The organism is Ignatzschineria sp. LJL83, from assembly GCF_054871845.1.
Window position 1 is genome coordinate 1 of sequence record NZ_JBTXLY010000017.1, and the last position, 17,928, is coordinate 17,928.

Here is a 17,928-nt window from a genome sequence, read left to right on the forward strand (position 1 = left end):
AGTGTTTAGCAAGCTAATCAACATCTCGTTGACCGCCCGGTGAATCTCTCACCGCCCTAAGCAGACGAACAATATTACAGAAGTGATTCGAAGTTGTCAATTTTATTTTTGATCTCTTTTTAAGCACCGATTCAATTTTATAAACCCCCTAAAACCGAACTTAAACTTAAAAGAGAGAAGCTAATCTTACCGATAAGTCCAAACTACAAACCTATCAAAACCTACTTCCTTCCGAACCTTTCTCAACGTTGCCGTCAATCAAGAAGGTGTATATTACGCTTTTATTTTTTTTTGGCAAGCCTATTTTTAACTTTTATTTATAAAAAAGCCCAAAAACAACCAAACCCATTGAATTGTAAATAAATTTAAATCAAACCAAATATCACTCTCGTGAGATCTTTTAGAAAAACTTATCGTTCTCATTCGATTTATCTAAGTTTCAAGAGTATATTTCCTATATATTACTCTGCATCTATATAGCTCTTTATATAAGATTCTCTATATAAATAAGCCCTCATACAAGTTCTGCATGAGGGCAATCATAGTTGAAGCTATCATTTAATCTGTTCAACGAACTTAATAGATGCTTTCATTCTCTCGCTCTTTTGCTTCTAACTGAGCTTCTCTCTCTTTCCGTTCTTCCGCTTGTTTCTTATTCTCTGCTTTCAATTCTTCTTCGGTAATTCCTAAGAAAGTAAATGCTGGCGTTACGAGAAATTGTGAAGAAACCTCTCCGGCATAAGTATGAGATTGATCGATTCCTAAATCTAACTTCTTCACATTATGAGATCCCGGCGAGAAATCTACCTCTTTAAGATCAATCCAGAAGATATTCGGCGAAACTGCTGATTCAAAGAAATAGAGTTCTGCTTGATGATCGACAACCGTGCGCCATCTTGTGGATGAGATATTTGGTTCTTCCTCTGTATTTAAGCCATACGGCACCGATACATTTCGAATCACACTAAATACGCCGGCAAATACATCTTTATCAGAGCCATCTTTTGGAATCGCATTAATATAGAAGGAAGCACGCGCAAAACGATCTGCTGCACGATTGGTTCCCGGTAGCATTGTGGTGCCGCCGATACTTTGCCAATATTCATTAAGTGCTAACTGCTTTTCAAAAGTTGGGGAGTTTGTCATCACTTGATAACGCTTATCATGATGAATGACTTGCTTCCCATCAATATATTCAACAATCGCACTATCGCCTGTTTTATCCGACAGCGACAGATGAAGTGTTGCTAATCGTGTTTCTCCCGGCACTTCTGCTGTGATAATAATAAAGGGTTCTGTTTCTAAGAATGTTACGGCTTCCTCAACCGTTGCAAAGTTATCTAACATATATTGCGCCCATAATGAGAGCGCCATTGTGGGTTTTTCGCTATTGGCTTCGATATTAGGATAATCAGATTCCACTAGCCATAAGAGATTGGCATTTAATCCCGCTTCATTCACGCCATCAGTTGTCGCAATATCATATCCTGTTGCCACAACGCTTCCATATTTAGAAGTCCATTTGATCGATCGATCTCCGGCTTCGCCGGTACGTGCAATGCCTTTTGGTAAAATCCATAAATTCGTGCCAATATCCGATTTCCAATCCATCGATCTTGCCGTGATATTCCGATTATTATCTCCGTGAAAGACAATTCTAGTACAGGCTTCCGCAATAGAAGTACTTAACAGTAATGCAGCGCCTATTCCAACAACCCATTTTTTTGCGGTCGATTGTGTTTTATTGATTGCTTGTTTCATCCTAAAACCATCCTTCTCTGATATATAAAAGATCATCACTTTCGTGGAAGCTATTTGAATCTATGACAAATATGATAAATTCCTTAAAAATCATCATACCGTTAAATCAATTTTTAAGAATGCTTATTTCTACACTTCCCTATCATTTTCAATGACCTTTTTAAGATCATAAAAAAAGCCTTAAGAATGTCGCGAAACTTCTTAAGGCTTAGCTAAAAAGTAGTAACGTCAATTGTGTCACTACTTATTACTCAAGATCGTTATTAGATCGAAATCTCAGATCGGAATCTCATTAGCTTCCAATCACACCGCCATCAATGCGCTGAATCACAACCGTTGCCGCTCTTGGTCTTCCGGCAGCAGGTCCTTCTGGCCATGTTGAAAGCGCTAAAGGCGTTAGATGATTTGTTGTACCGCTATCAGGTTCGCCGGGATGTTGAATATTAATGAACATCGTTTTATTATCTGGCGTAAAGGCAATGCCGGTAATTTCACTGCCATTTGGCCCTGTTAAGAAGCGCTTAAAATGACCATCTGCCGGATCAACGGCGAGCATCTGATTATTTCCCATTCCTTGATACGCTTTTTGGTTAATCGTGGAAGAAGACACATCCGTTTGCACCCAAAGAATGCCGTTATTATCAAACTCTAAACCATCAGGACTTCCAAAAGCATCGCCACTATTTTGCGCTTTCAAGTTTGGATCATCTGTTTGATCGGATCCTGCGAGCGCTAAAATATCCCAATCAAACTCTAACGAAGCCACATCGGCATTTGCTTCTTGCCAATGAATGATATGACCAAAGAGATTATTATCTCGTGGGTTTGCGGCATCTGCTGCCGGATATCCCGCTTTTCCACGGTTGCTATTATTCGTTAACGTACAGTAAATACTGCCGGCATTTTTCGGATCTGCAGCAATCCATTCAGGGCGATCCATCTTCGTTGCGCCCACAATATCCGCAGCACCACGCGCATTAATCACAATATCGCCTTGATCATTAAAACCGTTTGCCGCCGTTAAACCATTTTGACCAAACACAAGTGGTAACCACTGCCCTTTGCCGTTGTCATCAAAACGAGCAACATAAAGCGTTCCGTCTGTAAGAAGTGCGCTATTCGCTTTTCCTTTCGCCGGATCATATTTGCCGTTACTAATAAATTTATAGATATATTCAAAGCGCTGATCATCACCCATATAAACGGCAATGCGCTGATCAGGTCCGACTACAAGTTTCGCACCTTCATGTTTGAAACGTCCTAAACCTGTGTGCTTAATCGGTGTTGATGTTGGATCTTCTGGATCAATTTCCACAACCCAACCAAAACGATTCACTTCATTTGGGTGTTTATTCACATTAAAACGATCATCAAATTCTACCCAGCGGTAAGCATCATCCGCATCTGCAACGCCGTAACGTTTTTCTAACGGCGTATGTTCGCCTTCCGCTTTCACGAAAATATCTGCCCAGTTCTCTTCACAAGTCAGATACGTTCCCCACGGCGTTTCACCATTGGCACAGTTTTGCATCGTTCCCAAAACTTTACTGCCGGTAGGATCTGCAGCCGTTTTAAAGGCAGCATGACCTTTTGCCGGACCTGAAACCGTCATCGGCGTATGAGGTGTAATTCTACGAGCGTATTGTGAAGGACTAACGACTGCCCAATCACCATTACTATCTTTCATCACTTCGACAACAGAGATTCCCATCGCATTTTGTGATTTTAATACTTTATCTGCCGACCAATTCTCAACGCCATCAGGGAAAAGAAGCCCGTTATCGACATATTCATGATTCATTGCGAGAAGTCCACGGCGTGAACGCTCATCGCCTTCTCCTAATGGAAAGTATGCCATTCCATCATGATTCATTCCCGCTTGCACCGCTTGTTCTTCGGCACTATTGGAACCATCTTTTTTGAAAGCAGGAGAATTGCCGGCAATTCCTACAGGATCTCCCCATTTATAGAACGCAACCGCTCTATAACCTTCCGGTACAACAACCGTATCTAATGTGGAATATGGCACAGACTTAAATGTCACGCCGCCATTTTTCGCAGCTGAAATCACGTCCGCTTTCGCTTCAGAAGCAAATAGCGAAGAGGGGAACAGTGATGCAATTCCAACAGCCGCGCCCATTCCACCAATTTTAAATAAGGATCTACGAGAAATACGCGCATCCATTACTTCTGAGAATGCAGAGTTAGAGGTTTGATTACTTACTTCAAATTCATCACGTTTACGTGTCATGACAGATCTCCAAAATTTCAACCAATAAGTGATTCCCGTAAGCGACTCTATTTCGGGATTGTCATTATCGTAAGGAATCTATGTGACACAAAGATGACACTTCTAAAGATTTAAAATGGGAATGCAACAATAAAATATAAGAATAAGAAGACAACAAAAAAGCGATCTATCAAAGATCGCTTTCACACAAAGTGTTAACCACTGTTTATGCCAATAATTACTTATTTACTTGTTACTTACATTGCTGAAGAACATTAATCACATTTTGATTACTGGTATCTGCTCGTGCGTAAGTGCTATCAATGGCTTTATAAATTTCCACTTCAAATTGATTCGGTGCTGATAAACGAATGCCGTTGCCGGAAAGCGTTGATTCTGTCGGATTATAAGCGCTTAAACCACTTCGTACACATGACGCGTAATTTTGGATGTTTTTATCTGAAACCAATTCAGTATCGTGCTTATTCTCTTCTCTGTATTCAGAATAACTGACGCTTTTAGGCGCTGATGCACAACCGGCGATGATAAGAGAACCAAAGAGTGCAACAAGTAGAGATTTTTTCATAGGTTTCATAATCCTTATTTTATTCTGAATAACTCAACTCTATTCTGTAATGGAGGTGAGGTTGAGATGAGATTGAGATGAATATTTTTTGTAAATTTTTTTAAAAGTTTTCTAATTAATAGAATGATCATGCGCTTCACACCGAGGATTGCGCCGATATCCAAAATTTTGCCATGTAAATTCTAATGCATTATAGAGATAAATACGCCCTGTTGCGATAGAACCGATCGCTAAAATAATTTTCAACGCTTCTTGTGCTTGTGAAACACCGATAATATGCACAACAGGAGAGAAAACACCAAAGAGCGCACAGTTTCCATCATCCGCATGATCGCCGGCAAACAGACATTCATAACATGCTGTATGAGGATCTCTAAAATCAAATACCGTTAACTGCCCTTCATAACGCACCGCAGAACCTGAAATGAGCGGGACTTTATTCATCAAGCAAGCACGATTGAGATCTTTTCGAAGCGGAAAGTTATCACTGCAATCTAAAACACAGCTCGCACCTTGAATCAGGGTTTCAAGTTCCGCCAATGAGACTTTCTGTTCAATTGCGTCTAATTCAATATCGGGATTCAATGCCGCAAGATGATTCTTCGCCCTTTTGACTTTCGATGCACCAATATCCGCCATCTTATAACCTGTTTGCCGATGAAGATTCGTGAGATCGACGGTATCAAAATCAATCAGTGTAATTTTGCCAATGCCGGCACCTGCCAAAATGGGAAGCGCTGCCATTCCTAAACCGCCACATCCCACAACCACAACATGTGCAGATTTAAATTTCGCCTGCCCTTCTAGATCAAACTGATCGAGCATAATATGCCGTGAATAACGAAGAAGCTCTTCATCCGTCAACAACTCTTTATCTATCTCCATGCTATATCTCCAGATTGCTCAATTTATCACATTCCGCATTCAACACTGATTTACCAAGATTCATATATATATTTATAAGGTAATCCCAAGAAATTAAGAAGATCTCGGCATTCATAAAATATCTATAAAACATCCTGACAATCCTTCTAGAGGATGCTTCAATTTTAAGGCTTCTTCAAAGAAATGCTTCATGCAAATGCTGTTTTATACTGCTTAAATAGCGCCTAAAATGCACAAATATAATCCTATTTTTACATGATCGCTTGAAATCTAGTGAAGGCACCACATTATAGTAGCACGCAATTCTAAAACGAATAAGGAGTTAATTGTGGAACAATTTCGAGGTACAACCATCTGTGCGGTGCGCCGCGGTAATGAAGTCGTCATCGGTGGAGATGGACAAGTTTCCATGGGAAACACCATCATGAAAGGCAACGCTCGTAAAGTTCGTCGTCTGTTTAATGGCCAAGTGATTGCCGGATTTGCCGGTGGTACTGCGGACGCTTTTACACTTTTCGAACGCTTCGAAGAAAAACTCGCACAACATAGTGGTAACCTCACTAGAGCGGCAGTAGCTTTAGCAAAAGATTGGCGTACAGAACGCTCGCTTCGCAAACTTGAAGCGCTTCTGATTGTCGCTGACGAAACGGCAACATTTGTGATTTCAGGATTAGGCGATGTAATCGAACCTGAACACGATATCGCAACCATCGGTTCCGGCGGTATGTTTGCCCACAGTGCAGCATTAGCACTTTTACAAAATACAGAACTTCCAGCAGAAGAGATCGTACGTAAAAGCCTTGAGATTGCCGGCAGTGTTTGTATTTACAGTAATAAAAATTTAACTCTTGAGAAATTAAGCTTCTAAAAGCCAAAACATTATTTTTTCTCAAACTGCGTTTCTAATCATGTTGCTAATCACGCTATTTAGAACGCTTCACAGAACATATCAAAATCTATTGAAAAAGATTGGTAGTTTAGTATTGAAGTTAATATTGAGATCGACAATTGAAGATCAGAAAAGCTACCCAATCTAACAAAAGATAGATCAAAGTATTTAAGTATATTTAAAGGAATCATATATGAGTGCTATGACCCCAAGAGAGATCGTTCAAGAACTCGATCGTTATATTATTGGTCAAAATGAAGCAAAACGCTCTGTTGCAATTGCGCTTCGTAACCGTTGGAGACGCCAACAAGTTGGCGATGATATGCGTAAAGAGATTACGCCGAAAAATATCCTCATGATCGGACCGACCGGTGTTGGTAAAACTGAAATTGCTCGCCGTCTTGCAACACTTGCAAATGCACCATTTATCAAAGTAGAAGCAACAAAATTCACAGAAGTGGGTTACGTTGGTCGTGAAGTGGATTCGATTATTCGTGATTTAGTAGAAGCTTCTGTAAAGCAAGTGCGCGAAAAAATGATTAAAGAAGCATATCCAAAAGCAGAAGAAGCGGCGATTGAACGTGTGCTTGATGCGATTTTACCACCACCAAAAAGCGTGGGTTTTGCAGATGAGCCAAATGCACCAAAAGTTGAAAACTCGACGCGCCAAAAATTCCGTGAAAAAATTATTCGCGGCGAAATGGATGATAAAGAGATTGATATCGAAGTTTCCGGCACAGCTGCCGGCGGCGTAAATATCATGACGCCTCCAGGAATGGAAGAGATGGCGGATCAGCTTCAATCTCTTTTCCAACAATCTGGCATGGAAAAGAAAAAGAGCAAAAAAATGAAGATTAAAGATGCGCTTAAAGTCGTTCAAAACGAAGAAGCTGCACGTTTAATCAATGAAGAAGAAGCAAAACAGAAAGCGATTGAAGTTGCCGAGAACCAAGGTATTGTCTTTATCGATGAGATCGACAAAGTATGCCGTAAGGGCGAAACCTCAGGCGCGGATGTTTCTCGTGAAGGCGTTCAGCGTGATCTTCTACCATTAATCGAAGGTTGTACTGTTTCCACAAAATATGGTGCGATTAAAACAGATCATATCCTCTTCATTACTTCAGGTGCGTTCCATTTAGCGAAACCTTCTGATTTAATTCCAGAGCTTCAAGGTCGTTTACCGATTCGTGTAGAACTCAAATCACTCAATGCCGATGATTTCTTCCGCATCTTAACAGAACCTTCTTCTGCACTTATCAAACAATATTCAGCACTTCTCAAAACAGAAGGCGTGGAACTTGAATTTGAAGAAGCTGCACTTCGTAAGATTGCGAAAATGGCATTTGATGTGAACGAGAAAACTGAAAACATCGGTGCTCGTCGTCTTCATACCATTTTAGAAAAACTTCTCGAAGAGATCTCATTCTCAGCATCGGATCGTGATGGCGAAAAATTCGTTGTGACAGAAGATTATGTGAAAAATGAGTTAGATGATCTTGTAGAAGATGAAGATTTAAGCAGATTTATTCTCTAATATCTTCTTCGATAATCTCATTCAGATACAGAATCTAGAAGAGAAAATCGAAAATAGAGAAAGCACAAAAAAGCCAATTCACTGTTTAAAGTGAGTTGGCTTTTTCTTTATTGTTTTTTCTTATCGCTTTTTCTTAACTTTCTATTTCACATTGTTACTTCAACAATCCTTCAAACGCTCTTGCCATGGCTTCTGCACCGGGATCAGGAATGTTTTTTAATTCACTTTCCGGAATATAAGAAGATCTGCCGAATAATGTTTTCGTGATGAACTTCGTACTTTCAGAGCCTTTTCTTGCCGCAATTGCCGCTGCTTCTAAACTTTCGCCATTGGCTAATGCAATAAATGCCGGTTCTAATGCATCGATCATCGTTCTATCGCCGACATCCGCTCCGCCGTGATGCTTCATCTGCGCCAAACCTGCCAACAGCGCTTTACCATAATCAGGATCTTGCTGATACTCTACCGCTGCCGCCGTAAAGAGAATCGATAGTAAAACGCCACTGGATCCGCCCGCTTCCCTCGCTAATACTCGTCCGATTGTTTCGAGCAACTCTGCGCCATCTGCTAACGGCAATTGATCGATCGCTTCCTGAATTTTTTGTGCACCAAATGCAAACGTTTCTCCGGCATCGCCATCTCCAACTTTCGCATCTAGAGCATTCATCTCATCTTTAATCGCGATAAACGTATTCGTCGCATTTAAGATGACCGCTTTCGCATGATCATCTTCTGATGGCGCATAAGGGTAAATTGCCGGCAATGTGGGCGATGCGATTTTATGCGGCGCACAAAAACTGCGAACTTTCTGCCAAGCCACAGGTTCCACATCTGCTAATAATGCTGTTTCAATCATTTCATCAAGTGCGATAATTGACAGCGAAAAACCTGCCATATTCAGCGCCGTCATATATTGCGCCGGACCTGTAATATATTGCACCTTTTCTGCAAGCGCTGTTTTCGTAAAAGCATGAAGCAATACATTCATCTCAAGCGGTGTCACTGAACCCAAGTTATTCAGCAGTAACGCATAACGAGTATCTGCCTGAATGCCAGATTGCGCATCTTTAATCTTTTCCTGAACCTTCGCATTCAGTTGATCCGAAACCGTCTGCATGAATGTATCGGCATTTGCATACGGAATAATTTTTGTTCCCGCTTCGCCGTGAATGCCGAGCCCAAGCTCTGCTTCATTCTCTTTTAAACGACATGCTTTATCGCTATTAAACATCTGACATTCCGTCACTGCCATGCCAAGCGTCATAATATTATTCACGGCATTTTGGACAATTTCCACAATCTCAGAGAGTTCAAAACCCGCTTCCGCTAAGTATCCGGCAACTTTATGCACAAACAGTGTGCCGGCAATGCCACGTTTTTGAACATCATCCCCCAGCGCAACATCATCGCCGACTGTAATACTTTCCACTTTATAACCGAGCGCTCTTGCTTGCTCTACGGCTAAACCGAAATTCAGACGATCGCCAGTATAATTTTTAATAATCACAAGCGAGCCTTTTTCGCCCGTTACCGCAAGAATTGCCGAAAGAACCGCATCCACCGTTGGCGATGCAAATACATCTCCGCAAACTGCCGCCGTTAACATTCCTTTTCCCACAAAGCCCGCATGCGCCGGCTCATGTCCTGAACCTCCGCCGGAGATTAGTGCCACTTTATCTTTCTGCCAATCACGGCGAACCACTACGCGCACCTCAGGGAATTGATCTAACACCGCAAGCCGATCATCTACAAGCAATCCCTCAACTGCATCATTCACCACATTTCGTTCAGGATTAATAAAAGCTTTCATCTAAAATCTCCTTATTTTTAATTATATTCGTTGAATGTTTTCATATCGCATCGCAATAAAATATTATCAATAAACTTTATGAAGTTATTTTACAAAAATTCATTATGCCCTATTTTTTAGAAGGCGTTCGTTATAATCAGAACAATCTCTCACCAATCTCTTTCAATCACATCTCAAGCGTAAAACAATAAAAAAATAATAAAAAAGCAGTTTTCCACCGTTAGAAAACTGCTTTTCGTTGAAACAATCTAGGATTACTAAATTACTCCCAACCCCAAGGATCTTTCGGCGTATCAATCGTTTCTGTGAGATCAAACTCTACACGAAAAGGCGCTCTATCGGATGCTAATCGGTTTAGGTTGTAGCTGTACTCGGTATCTGAAAGTTCAATCCACCATACGTTTGAAGACGCATCTGGAATCATAGATGCCGTTTCTGGATCGGCCGGAAAAAACTGAAAGTTTGCATGCCCAGCATTTGGCGATTTTCCGCCGTAAAAGTTAATGTCTTCTTCTGAGCCATCTTCATGGCGATGATCATGCTTGAGCTGAATGAGATTATTGTCATCTTTCGTTAAAATCCATGTGCGGGAAAGATCATCTCCCACAAAAAATGGAATCTTAATTTCTGAATTACTACAACTTTTCACATGCATCACTAAATCTCCGGTAAATTCCGGTCGATCTTGACCATCTGCTAGTTTTCCGGCATAAGCATTTCCGCAGTGGCTTTGTAGTGTTTCCCAAAATTGATTGGATGGAACCCTTTTCTCTTCCGCAAATGCCATTAAGCCTGAAACAGAAAAGATCGCCATCATTGATGTTGTTAAGATTATTTTTTTCATAGATTCATCCTCCATAAGATGTTAGTTATAAAAATCCAACCTTTAGCAATATAGCACAGCTCTTTTTATGAGCATCAAGCAAATCAAATACTTTAAAACAAAAACAGATTATTAAATGAAATAGATAATGCCGTAAGAAAAACTAGAAGAAAAAGCCATAAGTAAAAATCTAAACCTTAAAATATCAAGGCAAAAAAATAGCCTGAGATATTCTCAAGCTATTAAAATGTCATTTCATCCGACTATTATTGGAGAGTGATCCCTTGTTGCATCATGTCTTTCAAATGCTCACAAGCTTCTTGTAATTCTAAATGACAAGCTTTGTCATACCAAGGTTCAGCGGCTGTGTAGTCTTTCTCTCCGACTAAACCTTCCTCATACAGTTTTCCAACTTTCAACATCGCTCTGAGCGCAAGCGGATGATAACCCGTCATGCCAATCGCATGAAAAGGATCCGCGGATTTTTTAAACCATTCTAAAGCTTGCTGATAATCTTGCTCAACGCCTAATCCTTCTGCATAGATTCGCCCGAGATAATACTCTGCTGTTTCATTTCTTTCGCTCTCTACGGTTTTCTCGAAGATTTCTCTCGCCTTTGTATAATCTTGCACTTCTTCATCATGCAAATAAATGCTTCCCATGCGAGCCAATGCTTCCTCATTTCCGGTATCTACCGATTTATGGAACCAATAGAGTGCTTTCTCCCGATCTTGCGGAACACCTTCGCCGGCATCATTCATAATGCCAAGATAGTAATACGCTTCCTCTTCTCCGTTCTCCGCAGCCTTTTCAAACAATTCATAAATCTTTAAATAATCTTCTGTCTGTAGATTTTTATTTCTGCTAAAGAGATATTGTTGCTGTGCTTCTAACAAATAACTAATGTTAAATACTACTTCTTCGGCATCCATCAACACACCATCTTTAATGACTGAACTATTCTTTATTCTTGTTTGTTTTTTACGTTCATTCTCTAATTGAATAGCTTCTTGAGAACCATATGCCGGCAATACATCTATTGTTCGTTTCTCATCACAATATCTAAATTTCCATTCCGAAGGGGAAAATTCAGCATCAGCACCATCTGCATACCTCCAATGATAAGCTCGATCTGAAAATCTCCGTTTTCTAGATCGTTCAAACACAGCAACTGAACCTTTCTTACAATGCATGAAAGGCAATGTCCGATCGACTAACGGTTCATTACCTAATTGAGATTTACGCGGAAAATAGTGAACAGGACCTATTTGCTGATCTTCCGCAATTTCTATATATCCCATAATATCCATCGCAGTTGCTAATATTCCAGCAATTTCCGTTGGTTCTGAAAACCTTACTCTATCTAATCCACTTAAAACAGGTAAATAAACCTCTTCCCCAATATCTCTAGAATCATTACGATTAATCAATGTACCTTTAGGAAAGAGAAATTCCCCATACAGATGTTCATGTTCTAATACAAAATATTGTCGGCTTTCCATATATTCCTGTTTACGCTCAAAATCTTTTTTAAAGGAATAGATAGCCAATGCAATAATAATCGCAATCGTAGAGAAAACTACGCTAATAGAAAAAACTACAATAAAAAACTTACTCTTAAACAAGAGGCGGATAAATGGTACTTGCTCTTTACGCGCAATAAAATAAACTCGAAGCGAGAACAGCAACGAATAGAGAATAAGAAAAGGAGCCGCAAGTGCAATTATCGATATGATCGCCATAATTAAAAATATTGCGGGATTAAACGGGATCATAAAACTCCTTTGATCTTGATCAGCAAAAATTATTGCCGATTAACGTGATAATGCCCTTTTATGAAAAATGATTTATTAAGAGCCATTAAAAAATCTTTTAAGGAAATTATTGTAGAGATTTTGTCGTAAAAATATTTCTATCGATATTTTTACGGATTAACAGCTCTTCCCGTTCGTCGATCTAAACATCTGCGAGTATTGGGCTCCCAATAGAGATGAACATTTTCACTTACCTGACAATTATAACTATCATCAATCGCATTATCTTTCTTATCCCACTCTTTCTCGGCACGCACATTTTGTTTCTGACGAAGTGTACGAGTATCCTTCCACTGATCCCGCTCCATCTCCGCCCTTTGACGACTTTGGGCATTATCTCCAGATTCAATAATCAGTTTTTGTGTGTCGGCATAAACTGCCGACATAGATATTATTGAAGCCAATATCAAAGTTATCAATACAAATCTAGAGGAGAAAAACTTGCTCCACAATTCATTCAACACACTGTTATTATTCATATAAACTCAACCTTTTTTGAATTAATAATGTCTTCTTTTTAAATATTTAATGCTATTATTTCCAGAAGCTTCCTTGCTCCCAAATACATTTCTATCCCTCTCTGAAATTATCCCAGAGCGCGATAGACTCAGGATCCTTTTTTCTGACTGCTTCTAAAAAATCTGTCAATAAAGGATCGTTGAGTGCTTCTGATAAAGTACTTTCTGTAATTTTCGCATAAGAAGTATTCATAAAAGGATGCTCAATTGAAGGATTTTCTAAGCCAATCATTTCTCTTAATCTTAAAACAAACAAAATTTCTACAGGATAAAGTGCTTCATAAGGCGAATTAAAATCAAATTCTTGAGATTCAAATTCTCTATCCGTAATCGCTATTCTTTCAAGATGAACATCACATACCTGTTGTAATATTTCTTTAAACTTATCGAGATCTGGTTCTTTCCAGTGGCTTGCATAATGTATCCAGATAGGATCTTTCGGGAGCGCATACTTTTCTAAGTCTGGTTCTGGTAATCCTAACCAATCACTGACTATCATCATAATCATCGCTGAGTAACGAAGTGAATTTTCCCAAAATGGATTATTATGCCCATTCGCAATGCTATAACCTTGTTCTAACGCTTCTAATATAAAGTGATAATATTTTTCAGCTAAGTTAAGTAACCCCATATTTATGGCAATTGCGACTTCCTTAGTAAAATCATCTAAAGTCCACACTGTCTTGCCTACTTTTTTGACTTGTATAATCGCTAATACATTCGCATGAATCATACGATTAATGCCTATTCTCATATTTTGATTAGCTTGCTTGATATCGCCGATTTCAGATGATAAAAGGGCTTTTCCTATATGGAGATATCCCATATCCCAAAGCACAATTCTAGCCATACCATAAACATCTTTGCCTTCTAAGTATTGCTGTATAGAATTTTTTTCATACTCTTGATAATCCTCTTCTCTTCCAGAAATACTTTCCGCCCATCCTTTAATCGCTCTTAAAGATCCGTTAAATCTTTTATACTTATTTTTCATCGTAATATTCCTTCACAAACATACTGTTTTAATCAGAAACTATTTTCATAACTACTTCTTCAATAAACTCGCCAAATCTGCAAAGGGATTGTGCATGACGATTACGGTTGCACCATCGATTAGATCGTTAAGCGGATTGTTTCAATGATCTATAAAACTTTATCCCTTGTTCAATGGCGATAATTGCTTCCGGCATTATTTTAGAAAAGTGTAAAAAGGAGTGAGTGACTCCATTAAAACACTGTAGTTCTGCTTTCGTTCCATTCTCTACTAAAATATCAAAGAGTAATTGGCTATCATCAAAAAGAGGATCAATCTCGCCACAGGCGATATAACAAGGAGGAATATTGGTCGCTAAGTTATGATCAAAGCAATCGCTATAATGTGTTTCATTAATCTGCTTGCCAAGGTACATTTGCTGATATTCCTGTAACTGGCTTTGGCTTAAACCATCATAATCTCCGCCATATAACCGCATCGATCTTGAATCTTTCAACCCGAATGTTCCATAATAAAGTAAAAGAGCTCTAATAAAGTGAATATCTGGTAAACGATCTCTTAAATAGAGTGTTGTGGCTAATGCGAGATTTGCACCTGCAGAATCACTGGCAAATACAATATCATTCGCATCAATATCGTATTCTTCACTATTTTCTCGTAAGTGTTTCACTAAAAAAGCGCACTCTTCAAGCTGAACAGGATATTGATACTCTGGTGCTAAGTGATAATCAATGCCGATTACAACAGATCCTGATAATTCCATGATATTTCTCATAATCCTGCTATGGGTATCTAGGTTTCCCACCATAAAACCTCCGCCATGGATATAAAGAATGATGCCCTTCTCTTTCCGATGCAAAGGATAATGTAATCGTATCGGCAATGCGCCATGTGGTCCTTCAAGTTCCAAATTTATCGTCTTTTTAGCTTCTGGTCCGCCATCATTCCAATAAGCTCGTTCTAAATTATAATCCCGGCGCATACTTTCGATAGAATCATCACTTTTTTCAAATCCATCTGCTAATTCCTGCTGAATCTGTAAAACCTGTGCCATTTCTGTTGTGATGTGTTTATTAATATCTTTTTTATTCATCAATTACTCCTCCTTAATAAAGGCTATTTTTTCAACAAACTCGCCAAATCTGCAAAGGGATTGTGCGTGGCGATTGCGGTTTTGCCATCGGTATTTCTTGTGGCGTTGTTGTAGGCTTCTTCTAAGCGTTGATGTTCGTTGTCGTGGCAATAGAGGCAGAGAAGTTCCCAGTTACTGCCATCCGTTGGATTATTATCATGATCATGATCTTTATGATGAACGGTGAGTTCTCGAAGATTGCGATGATCAAATTCTCGCTGGCAACGTCCGCAGATCCATGGATAGAGTTTTAACGCTTGTTCCCGATATCCCATTTCTCGCTTACGGCGATTTTCATGAGTTTCGGAAATAATTTGATCTAATCGAGATTTTGGTTGTGTCATGAGATGTCCTTTTTCATTATCAAAATGGGATAATCACTGTTTTTATCAATACGTTTTATAAGTTTTTTTATAAATTACTTTTCTAAAGTGTTTTTCTAAAGTATTTTTCTAAATCGTTGTTACATAAGCTGGGAACTAACTTTCAAACTAAATTTTGATCTGAATGTCTACTCAATCTCTCGAATTTCAAATTGAATTTGATCACTATTTCCCTGCTCATCTTGTACGCTCAATCTGTATTCTCCGGCATTTAACGTTTGAATATCTAATGCCGGCGTTTGTAATAATTCTCCATTTAAATACCATCTAAAAGGCGATTTTCCTTGCGCTGAAAGATGAATTTTATAGTCTGATTTGAAGATAATACTTTCATTTGCTAAGGTCAAAATCTTCACGCCGTAAATAGGCGTTTCTCTTGATTTACCGGCTCTATCTCTTTGAGATTCTGAGTGATATTTCTGAAAAAATGCTTGCCGAGTAATATTTTCTTCTAAGATATCGGCAATGAAATCATCTGCTAATAATATCGGCCAACCATTATGCGGGGATTCGCCTTTCCCATCATAAAGCGTTCGAGGAACATTGCCGGCAATGGTATCTATTTTAAATTCTTCTAAACATTCATCTTCCGGCAATTGAGCTTTTTTTCTGCCCGAAGGCCAGCAGATAACCGCTTCTTGAACGTTATACGGTTTCTTAAAAGTGGTTTGATCTTTAGGCAGAAATGCAAATGTATCAAATAACAGAGGCACGGCAATATCGCCGGCTAAAATGCCGACATTCGGCACAGAATCAGGACGACCTACCCAAACGCCCACAGTCCAATCGGCGCTGACGCCGAGCGCCCAACCATCTCGATAGCCGTAGCTTGTGCCGGTTTTCCATGCGATTCTTCGGGAATTGATACGTTTAGCAGGCGTAATATTGCGTAAGGTTTTCGTAATAATCCAATTAGATGCCGGCGATAGAATTGGCTTGCCGGTAAGTTCAGAGATTTCGGTTGGTTTCGTTTGTTCCTGTGAATCCTTTACCATGATTAAAGGATAGACTTTCCCATCAGAGCCAAAGCTTGAAAACAGGCGCACTTGCTCTTCTAACGTAATGCCCACACCGCCGAGAATCATACTTAATGTCGGTTCTGAAATATGCAGATTAATGCCGGCTTCCCGCATTTTTTGTAAAAAATAAAACGGCGTTAAATGTTGAAAAACTTGAACGACCGGCACATTTAACGATTGCTGTAATGCCCGAAACATCGGCACTCTGCCCCGAAATTCTTTATCGAAATTTTGCGGTTCATAACCATCAAAAGCGCGCGGAACATCTGTCAATAAACTCGCTTCATGAATTACGCCGTAATCTAATCCTAATCCATAAGCAAACGGCTTTAACGTCGATCCCGGCGAGCGAATTGCCGTTACCATATCTACAAATCCGGCACGATTCACATCAAACATATCCACAGACCCCAAATACGCTTCCACTTCATGGGTGTGATTATTCACCACCAAAATTGCCGATGAAAGATGCTTTGGAAATTTCTGGCTTTGTGCGAGAAGAAATGTTTCTAAATGGCGCTGTAAATCATAGTTAATCGTTGATTCAATGCGATGCTGATCGGGAAATTGCCGGCGAAGCCTATCGGCAAAAAGGGGCGCATGAAAAGGCGTCTTGCTCGGCTGATAATTGATGGGATCTTGACTCGCCAGTTGCCATGTTTGTTCATCAATTTCCCCAAAATCATATAAACGCCGTAAAACTTTATCCCGAGCATTTCTCGCAAGCGTTAAATTACGATCCGGTCGATATACCGAAGGTCTTTGGGGAAGTGCTACTAATAATGCACTTTCCGACAAGGTTAATTCATTAGCAGATTTTGAAAAATAGCGCTCACTGGCAGAGCTCACGCCTTCTATATTTCCGCCCATAGGCGCAAGGTTAATATAGAGCGTTAAAATTTCGGCTTTACTGTAATTGAATTCCAATTGTATCGCTCTAAATACTTGCTGTAATTTCCCGAAAAAGGTTCGCTCATGAGGATAGAGCAATCTGGAAACTTGCATGGTCAAGGTAGAACTGCCGGAGATGATTTTTTGATGAATGATCATCTGCCAAATCGCGCGAAGCGACGAGAACGGATTTACACCAAAATGCTGATAATAGTAGCGATCTTCATATTGAATCAGCGCATGCAAATAATCGGGAGACACTTCGTCTAAGGAAATCCAATGCCGGAAAACCCCATCTTCATTAGAAAATTGCCGTAATACTTCCCCATCTTTTGCCACAACTGTGGTCGAAACATCAATCTTCGGCACTTCCAGCGGTAAAAGATAATTTAACAGCGCAAAGCTCATCCCTAACAAAACGCAAATGCCGGCAACGGACAATCCGAGCCAGCGAAAAAACTTCCAAAATAGACGGCGTTTTGATGCCATGAATTGATCTCATTCCCACAAAGTAATATTAGCGACTATGATCCATAGCGCCACAATCATTTCTTAACCGGCAATGCGATTAAGCGTGTGATAATTAAAGCAGTATCGAGAAAACAATACAATGAAACCAAGTCAATAAAGTGCCGATCTTTCAAAGTTCATCCTTCGTG

General features: G+C 39.7%; 14 protein-coding genes. 2 read left to right on the plus strand and 12 right to left on the minus strand.

Annotated elements, in window-relative coordinates; genetic code table 11:
* Positions 1-576: 576 nt before the first annotated feature.
* The 4 genes from ACYSN2_RS10260 to ACYSN2_RS10275 all read right to left on the minus strand — a co-directional run bounded on the left by ACYSN2_RS10260 (position 577) and on the right by ACYSN2_RS10275 (position 5,462).
* Positions 577-1,761, minus strand: coding sequence for a linear amide C-N hydrolase (locus tag ACYSN2_RS10260; RefSeq protein ID WP_461750167.1), 1,185 nt, complete (start codon positions 1,759-1,761; stop codon positions 577-579).
* A gap of 292 nt (positions 1,762-2,053) precedes the next feature.
* On the minus strand, positions 2,054-4,012 hold the full coding sequence (locus ACYSN2_RS10265) for a PhoX family protein (protein WP_461750168.1): 1,959 nt from the start codon (positions 4,010-4,012) through the stop codon (positions 2,054-2,056).
* A 232-nt stretch (positions 4,013-4,244) separates the two neighbouring features.
* Positions 4,245-4,577 carry a hypothetical protein gene (locus tag ACYSN2_RS10270; RefSeq protein WP_461750169.1) on the minus strand — a complete coding sequence of 111 codons (333 nt, stop codon included), beginning with the start codon at positions 4,575-4,577 and terminating at the stop codon, positions 4,245-4,247.
* A 111-nt stretch (positions 4,578-4,688) separates the two neighbouring features.
* A complete protein-coding gene (locus ACYSN2_RS10275) occupies positions 4,689-5,462 on the minus strand; it encodes a HesA/MoeB/ThiF family protein (RefSeq protein WP_461750170.1) in 774 nt (257 codons plus the stop codon).
* Positions 5,463-5,790: 328 nt separating this feature from the next.
* Here ACYSN2_RS10275 and hslV point away from each other — a divergent pair, with 328 nt between their 5' ends.
* Both hslV and hslU read left to right on the plus strand, forming a co-directional pair.
* On the plus strand, positions 5,791-6,330 hold the full coding sequence (gene hslV, locus ACYSN2_RS10280) for an ATP-dependent protease subunit HslV (RefSeq protein WP_461750171.1): 540 nt from the start codon (positions 5,791-5,793) through the stop codon (positions 6,328-6,330).
* A gap of 214 nt (positions 6,331-6,544) precedes the next feature.
* The gene (gene hslU / locus ACYSN2_RS10285; protein ID WP_461750172.1) at positions 6,545-7,885 is read left to right on the plus strand and encodes an ATP-dependent protease ATPase subunit HslU; all 1,341 of its coding nucleotides are present in this window, start codon (positions 6,545-6,547) and stop codon (positions 7,883-7,885) included.
* A 154-nt stretch (positions 7,886-8,039) separates the two neighbouring features.
* Here the strand turns inward: hslU and ACYSN2_RS10290 are convergent, their stop codons facing one another.
* The 8 genes from ACYSN2_RS10290 to pbpC all read right to left on the minus strand — a co-directional run bounded on the left by ACYSN2_RS10290 (position 8,040) and on the right by pbpC (position 17,758).
* Entirely contained in the window at positions 8,040-9,695 is a 1,656-nt protein-coding gene (locus ACYSN2_RS10290; protein WP_461750173.1) for a dihydroxyacetone kinase subunit DhaK, read from the minus strand.
* 262 nt (positions 9,696-9,957) lie between these two features.
* Positions 9,958-10,539 carry a hypothetical protein gene (locus ACYSN2_RS10295; RefSeq protein ID WP_461750174.1) on the minus strand — a complete coding sequence of 194 codons (582 nt, stop codon included), beginning with the start codon at positions 10,537-10,539 and terminating at the stop codon, positions 9,958-9,960.
* Between the two features lie 245 nt (positions 10,540-10,784).
* Positions 10,785-12,293, minus strand: coding sequence for a tetratricopeptide repeat protein (locus ACYSN2_RS10300; RefSeq protein WP_461750175.1), 1,509 nt, complete (start codon positions 12,291-12,293; stop codon positions 10,785-10,787).
* A 149-nt stretch (positions 12,294-12,442) separates the two neighbouring features.
* Positions 12,443-12,811 carry a DUF1283 family protein gene (locus tag ACYSN2_RS10305; protein ID WP_461750176.1) on the minus strand — a complete coding sequence of 123 codons (369 nt, stop codon included), beginning with the start codon at positions 12,809-12,811 and terminating at the stop codon, positions 12,443-12,445.
* Positions 12,812-12,902: 91 nt separating this feature from the next.
* Positions 12,903-13,844, minus strand: a complete 942-nt coding sequence (locus tag ACYSN2_RS10310) for a hypothetical protein (RefSeq protein ID WP_461750177.1) — start codon at positions 13,842-13,844, stop codon at positions 12,903-12,905.
* Between the two features lie 127 nt (positions 13,845-13,971).
* Positions 13,972-14,937 carry an alpha/beta hydrolase fold domain-containing protein gene (locus ACYSN2_RS10315; RefSeq protein WP_461750178.1) on the minus strand — a complete coding sequence of 322 codons (966 nt, stop codon included), beginning with the start codon at positions 14,935-14,937 and terminating at the stop codon, positions 13,972-13,974.
* A 23-nt stretch (positions 14,938-14,960) separates the two neighbouring features.
* Positions 14,961-15,320 (minus strand): YajD family HNH nuclease, encoded by a 360-nt coding sequence (locus ACYSN2_RS10320; protein WP_461750179.1) that lies wholly within the window; start codon positions 15,318-15,320, stop codon positions 14,961-14,963.
* A gap of 167 nt (positions 15,321-15,487) precedes the next feature.
* Positions 15,488-17,758 (minus strand): penicillin-binding protein 1C, encoded by a 2,271-nt coding sequence (gene pbpC, locus ACYSN2_RS10325; RefSeq protein WP_461750180.1) that lies wholly within the window; start codon positions 17,756-17,758, stop codon positions 15,488-15,490.
* Between the last annotated feature and the right edge of the window lie 170 nt (positions 17,759-17,928).

Excerpts from the sequence above, each read along its gene's own strand:
- ACYSN2_RS10260 (WP_461750167.1), bottom strand. The coding sequence starts at position 1,761 with ATGAAACAAGCAATCAATAAAACACAATCGACCGCAAAAAAATGGGTT.
- ACYSN2_RS10265 (WP_461750168.1), bottom strand. The coding sequence starts at position 4,012 with ATGACACGTAAACGTGATGAATTTGAAGTAAGTAATCAAACCTCTAAC.
- ACYSN2_RS10270 (WP_461750169.1), bottom strand. The coding sequence starts at position 4,577 with ATGAAAAAATCTCTACTTGTTGCACTCTTTGGTTCTCTTATCATCGCC.
- ACYSN2_RS10275 (WP_461750170.1), bottom strand. The coding sequence starts at position 5,462 with ATGGAGATAGATAAAGAGTTGTTGACGGATGAAGAGCTTCTTCGTTAT.
- hslU (WP_461750172.1), top strand. The coding sequence starts at position 6,545 with ATGAGTGCTATGACCCCAAGAGAGATCGTTCAAGAACTCGATCGTTAT.
- ACYSN2_RS10290 (WP_461750173.1), bottom strand. The coding sequence starts at position 9,695 with ATGAAAGCTTTTATTAATCCTGAACGAAATGTGGTGAATGATGCAGTT.
- ACYSN2_RS10295 (WP_461750174.1), bottom strand. The coding sequence starts at position 10,539 with ATGAAAAAAATAATCTTAACAACATCAATGATGGCGATCTTTTCTGTT.
- ACYSN2_RS10300 (WP_461750175.1), bottom strand. The coding sequence starts at position 12,293 with ATGATCCCGTTTAATCCCGCAATATTTTTAATTATGGCGATCATATCG.
- ACYSN2_RS10305 (WP_461750176.1), bottom strand. The coding sequence starts at position 12,811 with ATGAATAATAACAGTGTGTTGAATGAATTGTGGAGCAAGTTTTTCTCC.
- ACYSN2_RS10310 (WP_461750177.1), bottom strand. The coding sequence starts at position 13,844 with ATGAAAAATAAGTATAAAAGATTTAACGGATCTTTAAGAGCGATTAAA.
- ACYSN2_RS10315 (WP_461750178.1), bottom strand. The coding sequence starts at position 14,937 with ATGAATAAAAAAGATATTAATAAACACATCACAACAGAAATGGCACAG.
- ACYSN2_RS10320 (WP_461750179.1), bottom strand. The coding sequence starts at position 15,320 with ATGACACAACCAAAATCTCGATTAGATCAAATTATTTCCGAAACTCAT.
- pbpC (WP_461750180.1), bottom strand. The coding sequence starts at position 17,758 with ATGGCATCAAAACGCCGTCTATTTTGGAAGTTTTTTCGCTGGCTCGGA.